This window comes from Psychrobacter sp. DAB_AL32B (genome assembly GCF_002224105.1).
Lineage (GTDB): Bacteria > Pseudomonadota > Gammaproteobacteria > Pseudomonadales > Moraxellaceae > Psychrobacter.
This window is the reverse complement of the sequence record NZ_NEXU01000084.1, coordinates 1-5,585: the sequence shown is the minus strand read 5'-3', so window position 1 is coordinate 5,585 and position 5,585 is coordinate 1. Positions and strand designations below refer to the sequence as shown.

At 41.6% G+C, this 5,585-nt stretch carries 6 protein-coding genes, 1 tRNA gene and 1 pseudogene; 4 read left to right on the top strand and 4 right to left on the bottom strand.

The window, feature by feature from the left end; genetic code table 11:
- Positions 1–1,155: arsenic transporter (locus CAN34_RS10300; protein ID WP_089555585.1), on the top strand; the 1,155-nt coding region annotated here is incomplete at its 5' end.
- 446 nt (positions 1,156–1,601) lie between these two features.
- Complete coding sequence (locus CAN34_RS10295; protein ID WP_089555584.1) at positions 1,602–2,558, top strand: acyltransferase; 957 nt, start codon at positions 1,602–1,604, stop codon at positions 2,556–2,558.
- 212 nt (positions 2,559–2,770) lie between these two features.
- Here CAN34_RS10295 and CAN34_RS10290 read toward each other — a convergent pair whose 3' ends face one another.
- From CAN34_RS10290 to CAN34_RS14510, 3 genes and pseudogenes are all read right to left on the bottom strand, one after another.
- On the bottom strand, positions 2,771–3,106 hold the full coding sequence (locus tag CAN34_RS10290; RefSeq protein WP_079691180.1) for a GlpM family protein: 336 nt from the start codon (positions 3,104–3,106) through the stop codon (positions 2,771–2,773).
- A 63-nt stretch (positions 3,107–3,169) separates the two neighbouring features.
- Positions 3,170–4,030 (bottom strand): universal stress protein, encoded by an 861-nt coding sequence (locus CAN34_RS10285; RefSeq protein WP_089555583.1) that lies wholly within the window; start codon positions 4,028–4,030, stop codon positions 3,170–3,172.
- Positions 4,031–4,072: 42 nt separating this feature from the next.
- Positions 4,073–4,444 (bottom strand): annotated as a pseudogene (locus tag CAN34_RS14510) (STAS domain-containing protein); the annotation flags it as partial.
- A 50-nt stretch (positions 4,445–4,494) separates the two neighbouring features.
- On the opposite strand from CAN34_RS14510, the gene CAN34_RS10280 reads away from it, so the two are divergent.
- Both CAN34_RS10280 and CAN34_RS14250 read left to right on the top strand, forming a co-directional pair.
- The gene (locus CAN34_RS10280; RefSeq protein WP_254423163.1) at positions 4,495–4,851 is read left to right on the top strand and encodes an EamA family transporter; all 357 of its coding nucleotides are present in this window, start codon (positions 4,495–4,497) and stop codon (positions 4,849–4,851) included.
- 169 nt (positions 4,852–5,020) lie between these two features.
- Positions 5,021–5,176: a hypothetical protein gene (locus CAN34_RS14250; RefSeq protein ID WP_165767637.1), complete on the top strand. Its 156-nt coding sequence runs from the start codon at positions 5,021–5,023 to the stop codon at positions 5,174–5,176.
- A 298-nt stretch (positions 5,177–5,474) separates the two neighbouring features.
- Here CAN34_RS14250 and CAN34_RS10275 read toward each other — a convergent pair.
- Positions 5,475–5,551 (bottom strand) — tRNA-Asp (locus tag CAN34_RS10275).
- Positions 5,552–5,585: the final 34 nt, after the last annotated feature.

Genomic DNA, 5,585 nt, shown 5'->3' with positions numbered 1-5,585 from the left:
GTCTGGGATGCGACTTTTACCTTTGTCGCGCTCATTATCATCTCACTGATATTAGATGAGGCTGGTTTTTTTGGCTGGGCAGCCTTGCATGTAGCAAGATTGGGCAATGGTCAGGGGCGTTTGCTGTTCCCTATGATTGTCATTCTAGGGGCGTTTATTTCGGCTTTTTTTGCTAATGATGGGGCGGCCTTATTGCTCACCCCTATCGTTATCGCTATCTTGCTGCGCCTTAATTTTACTCCTAAATCCGCCTTTGCCTTTATTATTGCTACCGGCTTTATTGCCGATACGGCAAGTCTACCGTTAGTGACTTCTAACCTAGTCAACATCGTTAGTGCCAATTATTTCGATATTGGTTTTGGTCGCTATGCGGCAGTCATGGTGCCAGTGAATATCGTGTCTGTTATTGCAACGTTACTGGTGTTATGGATAGTCTACGCGCGCCATATTCCAAAACAATATGCAATTGATAATCTTAGTTCACCGCAGTCTGCTATCAAAGATCCTTTGGTTTTTCGAGCGGCTTTTCCACTATTAGCCTTATTGCTTATCGCTTATTTTGCCACCGAATTACTCGGTATCGTGATCTCATTGGTGACTGGTATCGCGGCACTAGTGCTAATGGCAATCGCAGGTCGCTGGTGGCAAGGCGGTCGTGGTACAAAGTTTTCTGTGACCAATGTCCTGCGCAAAGCCCCATGGCAAATCGTCTTATTTTCAATCGGTATGTATTTGGTCGTTTATGGTTTGGGCAATGCTGGTCTCACCGTCTATGGCGCAAAGATACTTAACTGGTTAGGGCAACAAGGTAATGTCATTGCTACGTTAGGGACTGGCTTTCTCTCTGCTATTGTCGCTTCAGTCATGAACAATATGCCATCGACACTTATCGGCGCACTTGCTATTGATAGCGCTCAAGTACCCGCGGCAACACGTGAGCTGATGATTTATGCCAATATCATAGGCAATGATTTGGGACCAAAATTTACCCCGATTGGTAGCTTAGCAACTTTGCTATGGCTACATGTACTGGCAGAGAAAGATTATAAGATTAGCTGGGGTCAGTATATGAAAATTGGCTTATTAATCACTCCTCCCGTATTGCTAGTCACACTTTTGGCCTTGGTATTTTGGTTGCCAATGCTAAGTAGCTAAGTAGCTAAGTAGCTAAGTAGCTAAGTACTGATAATAAGCTCAAAATAAAATACGTACGATTGTCACAACATTTACCACAACATTCTGCTGCTATAAATTTTTCTCGCTTGTTGTGCACTTTGCCAGACAGATACTTCTAATAAAAGTTTCGCAAAATTCATACCAGCAATGATGCATTCTTTTTTTAGTGAATAAACTATAGATAATAACTAGCTGGGTTACCGAACGTTTAAGTATGATTTTATTTGCCCTATTTTGGACAATTTCTGCTTTGAATGATGAAATGATAAACGGTGGTTCTGTATTTATTCACTCATAAAAACACTCATAGGTATTGTGTGTTATCACCAGTCACGTCACAGTCGTACACTCATACTGATTTCTGCTAAAATTATCTAATGGCGTTAGCAATAGCTAATAATAAGTATAGATAAAAAGGACTGAACATGCGATTGGCATCACTTATTCAAAAAATACATGAGCGCACTCCCAAACTTGGCAAAGCCGTTTCACTGGCAACTGCAACTGGCGTCATTGCTGGCAATAGTTTTGGTGGTAGCATCCCCATGTGGTTAATGGGCGCAACCAAAATGGTTACCGGCGCGCCTGTTGCTGATAAGATCGTGATTAAAATCGCCAATCACTGGATCAATAGTAACAACGCCCTGATTGACAATATTTTGCCACAAAAAGACTGGCGTATTAGCTTGCCTGATGACACGCATATAAACGGTAAATACTTACTCGTGAGCAACCATCAATCGTGGGTCGACACCAGTATCGTTCAATATATTAGTGAAAATCGCTTACCGTTAACGCGCTTTTTTACTAAGTTTGAATTGATATATATCCCTATCGTTGGTCAGACCTTTTATTTTTTAGATTTCCCAATGATGCGCCGACATTCTAAAGAAGCCATTGCTAAAAACCCATCATTAAAAGGCAAAGATATCATAGAAGCAAAACGTGCCTGCGCGCTGCTTAAAGACAAGCCTTTTACGCTGCTTAGTTATCTAGAAGGGACGCGCTTTACCCCCACTAAACGTGACAAGCAGCATTCGCCCTACACGCATTTACTTAAGCCACGGGCCGGCGGTTTGTCTCTTGCTATCAACGCATTGGGCGCAGATATAGATGGCATCTTGGATATGACCATCGTTTATCCTGATGGCGTACCGACTTATAGTGACTTATGGAAAGGTAATATTAAGCGCTTAGGTGTGGATGTACGGCATATTGACATGCCTGATGCGCTATTTTCCAGTATTCAAAATGGGGGTTACGAAAATGATGAAGCGACCAAAGTGCAAATGTTTGACTGGATAGAGCAAATATGGCGACAAAAAGATCAGCGTATTGCTGATATGCTTGCTGAATTTGAAACTGAAGCTGTTGATAAATAGGCTTAGTTGAATCTCTGCTTTCTAAGCTAATGTTTGTGGATCTGACATCAGATATTACCTTTCTCGTAATATAAGAATGAGTATATTTTATTCGATTTGGCAATGCCTATAAAACATCATACTCAGTGATATCTGAAGACGTTCTCATCCAGCTTGGATAGCCGTAAGTAATAATGCTAGGACTCAAATTTAGATAGCTTGAAGATAACTCTCTAAATCTGGTACTGCTGCCATGCCAATACCAAAATGGCAGCGGCCAGCAGCCAACCTACCACACCTAATAATAATGCTTTATACAAGCCAATATGGCTAAAAGTGAAAAACACCAAAAGCGTATAAATGAAATGCGGTATGACGCCAAGCATACTAAAAACCAGCGCTACTTTTAAATCTGCGGTACTACGCTGCGTACCGACTAAGAAATGACTGATTAGAGTAAAGGTTGGAAATAGTGGTGCAAGCGCCGCCAAATAAAAAAATCGGGTTTGGGCAAATAGTTGAATGACTAATACCATCAACGCGCCAATGAGCATTTTTAGCCAAATCATGGTCAGTTAATTTCCTTTCATACCTTTAATAATAGTAATAGCTATTATTATGCACGTTACCCTCTAGCGCACTAAAATAACTGGTGAGAGCGTACTGGCAATAATCTCGGTTGTTGTACTACCTAAAAACAGCTGCTGCCATTTAGAACGTCCATAAGCACCAATCACGATGATATCGATATTATTGTCTGCTTGAAATGTCAATAATCCATTAACGGCATCTGTCTCAGGTAAGTGATGTGCCTTGATCATAAAACCTGCAGACATGAGTTCCGCAACTGCTGCCGCTAAGCTTTGTTTAGACAATTCATCATGATGACCGACCATCACGATATGACCTTGCAACCCTTTGAGTAAATAACTTCTAGCAACCATTTGTGTAGCGGTAATGGCTATTTTACTGGCATCAAAGGCAATCATATACGAGGTAGGCATGGTAAATGCTTCTGAACAAATTAGGATAGGTATGCTGGACGCGCGCGCAACCGTTTCGATTTGGCTGCCAATATTGATTCGACTGCCTTTATGATCTTCTCCACGCCGTCCCATCACAATGGCGCGATTTTGGGTGTGGAAATGTTCAATAGCAGGTAATAGCTTGCCATGACGCTGATAGATATTGACGTCTACATCGAATTGACTTTCAATATAGCTTTTTGCGTCTTGGACCAAGGCGGTGCTATAACTGTTAACTACTTTGGCTCTTTGTTCATCTAACTGGGTTAATTCTTCTAATAAAACTTGGCGACTGTTGATACCTATCGCCCCTGACAAATCCCGTCTTGTCGACGCTGGTACGTCGATCACATTTAATAATGCAACCGGTAAGCCCAAGCGACTGGCATACCATGCGGCATAATCACACACGGATTCTGTCACTGCCGAACCATCAATACACGCTAGAATATGCTGTTGTGTTGTCATTGTTTTATCCTTAGTATTTTTATTATTGAATGGGTAAGCTTATCAATGAGTGCCTAAGCTATTAGTAGCATCCGATTTGTCATGAACGCCGAATTTTTCTACCATCGCTTGACTGGCTTCATTCAGACCGAGGAGCTCAACTTCAGTACCTTCACGGCGAAACTTGATAATAATCTTGTCAATAGCTGCGACTGCCGTCACATCCTAAAAGCGCGCGTCAGAGACCTCAATAACTACTTTAGCGACCTCCTCTTTAATATCACAGGATTCTAGCAAACGCTCTGCTGATGAGAAAAACACTTGACCTTTTACCTGATAATAGCGCGTTTGTGCTGATTCATCTAGCTGTGTCTCAACACTCATATAACGCTCAATCTTATTGGCAAAGAATAATGCTGATAATAGCGCCCCAATTGTTCGGCGCTGTCGTGGCTTGTGGTCTCGGTTACGCTGAAGGGGCACGATTGTCACGGGAGCTCGGTAGTTGGCAAGTAATCAGTTGGGCTTTAGTGTTGTCCTTACCTGTTATGTTACCGCTGATGTGGTTCACCTGGCCAACATCTTTAGAAGAAGTGGGTTTTGCTGCTTGGGCAAGCTTAATTTATATTGCTGTATTTAGTATGTTTATCGGATTTCTGTTCTGTTATCGTGGTTTGGCTTTAGGCGATATTGCCGCCGTCGGCCAACTGCAACTGATGCAACCTTTCATGGGTTTAATGCTGGCGGCATTGTTGCTGCATGAGATGGTTAGTATTGGCATGTTGATCAGCACATTAGGCGCAGTCGTTTGCGTGGTAGGTGCGAAAAAGTTTTCTGTATAAATAGCGATTATTTTAACTTCCAGCATTCTACGATTAATAGCGGCAACCTTAACAATACACAGTTACTAAGCGATATATTCAGTTGCTATTATTCAGTTCATATATAGCTGTTTAAAAACGGTTGTTATCAGCTGACGAAAGTATTTTTCATACTTTTTAAGCGGGATAAGTGTTTGATGTTAGCTGTGTCGTTATCTACACTGATCAAAACATGAAGGATGGGCTACCTGACAGTTTAACCGCTGGCAAATCGATTGAAGGTTTTACTAAGTTTTATAAGGTGCCGATTGCTGTTTCAACTCTTAAACAACAATCTACCGTATAAACGTTATTAAACGAGATCGTCTTCAGTCCCGACTTTTAACAACCTTGGTCACAAAATGGTCACCGTTTAGTCACCGAGCACTTGGTCACCGATTACTAAAAGATAGAAGGTTTACGAAAAAAGTCACATTAATAATATAGAACGAAGCAACCTGTTTCCGAGCTAATACTGTAGGTGAAACAGATAGCCCTTATATATAAAGGTTTTAAGGAGAATTCCAGACACAAAAAAACCTCAAACAATCTAATGTTTGAGGCGAAACTTGCTTAAACTCGAAAGTTTAAATTCGTTTTAAATATGGCGCAGCGGACGGGACTCGAACCCGCGACCCCCGGCGTGACAGGCCGGTATTCTAACCAACTGAAATCTCGCTGCGTAGGTCGTTTTTAGCGTCTTCCTCTTATAAATT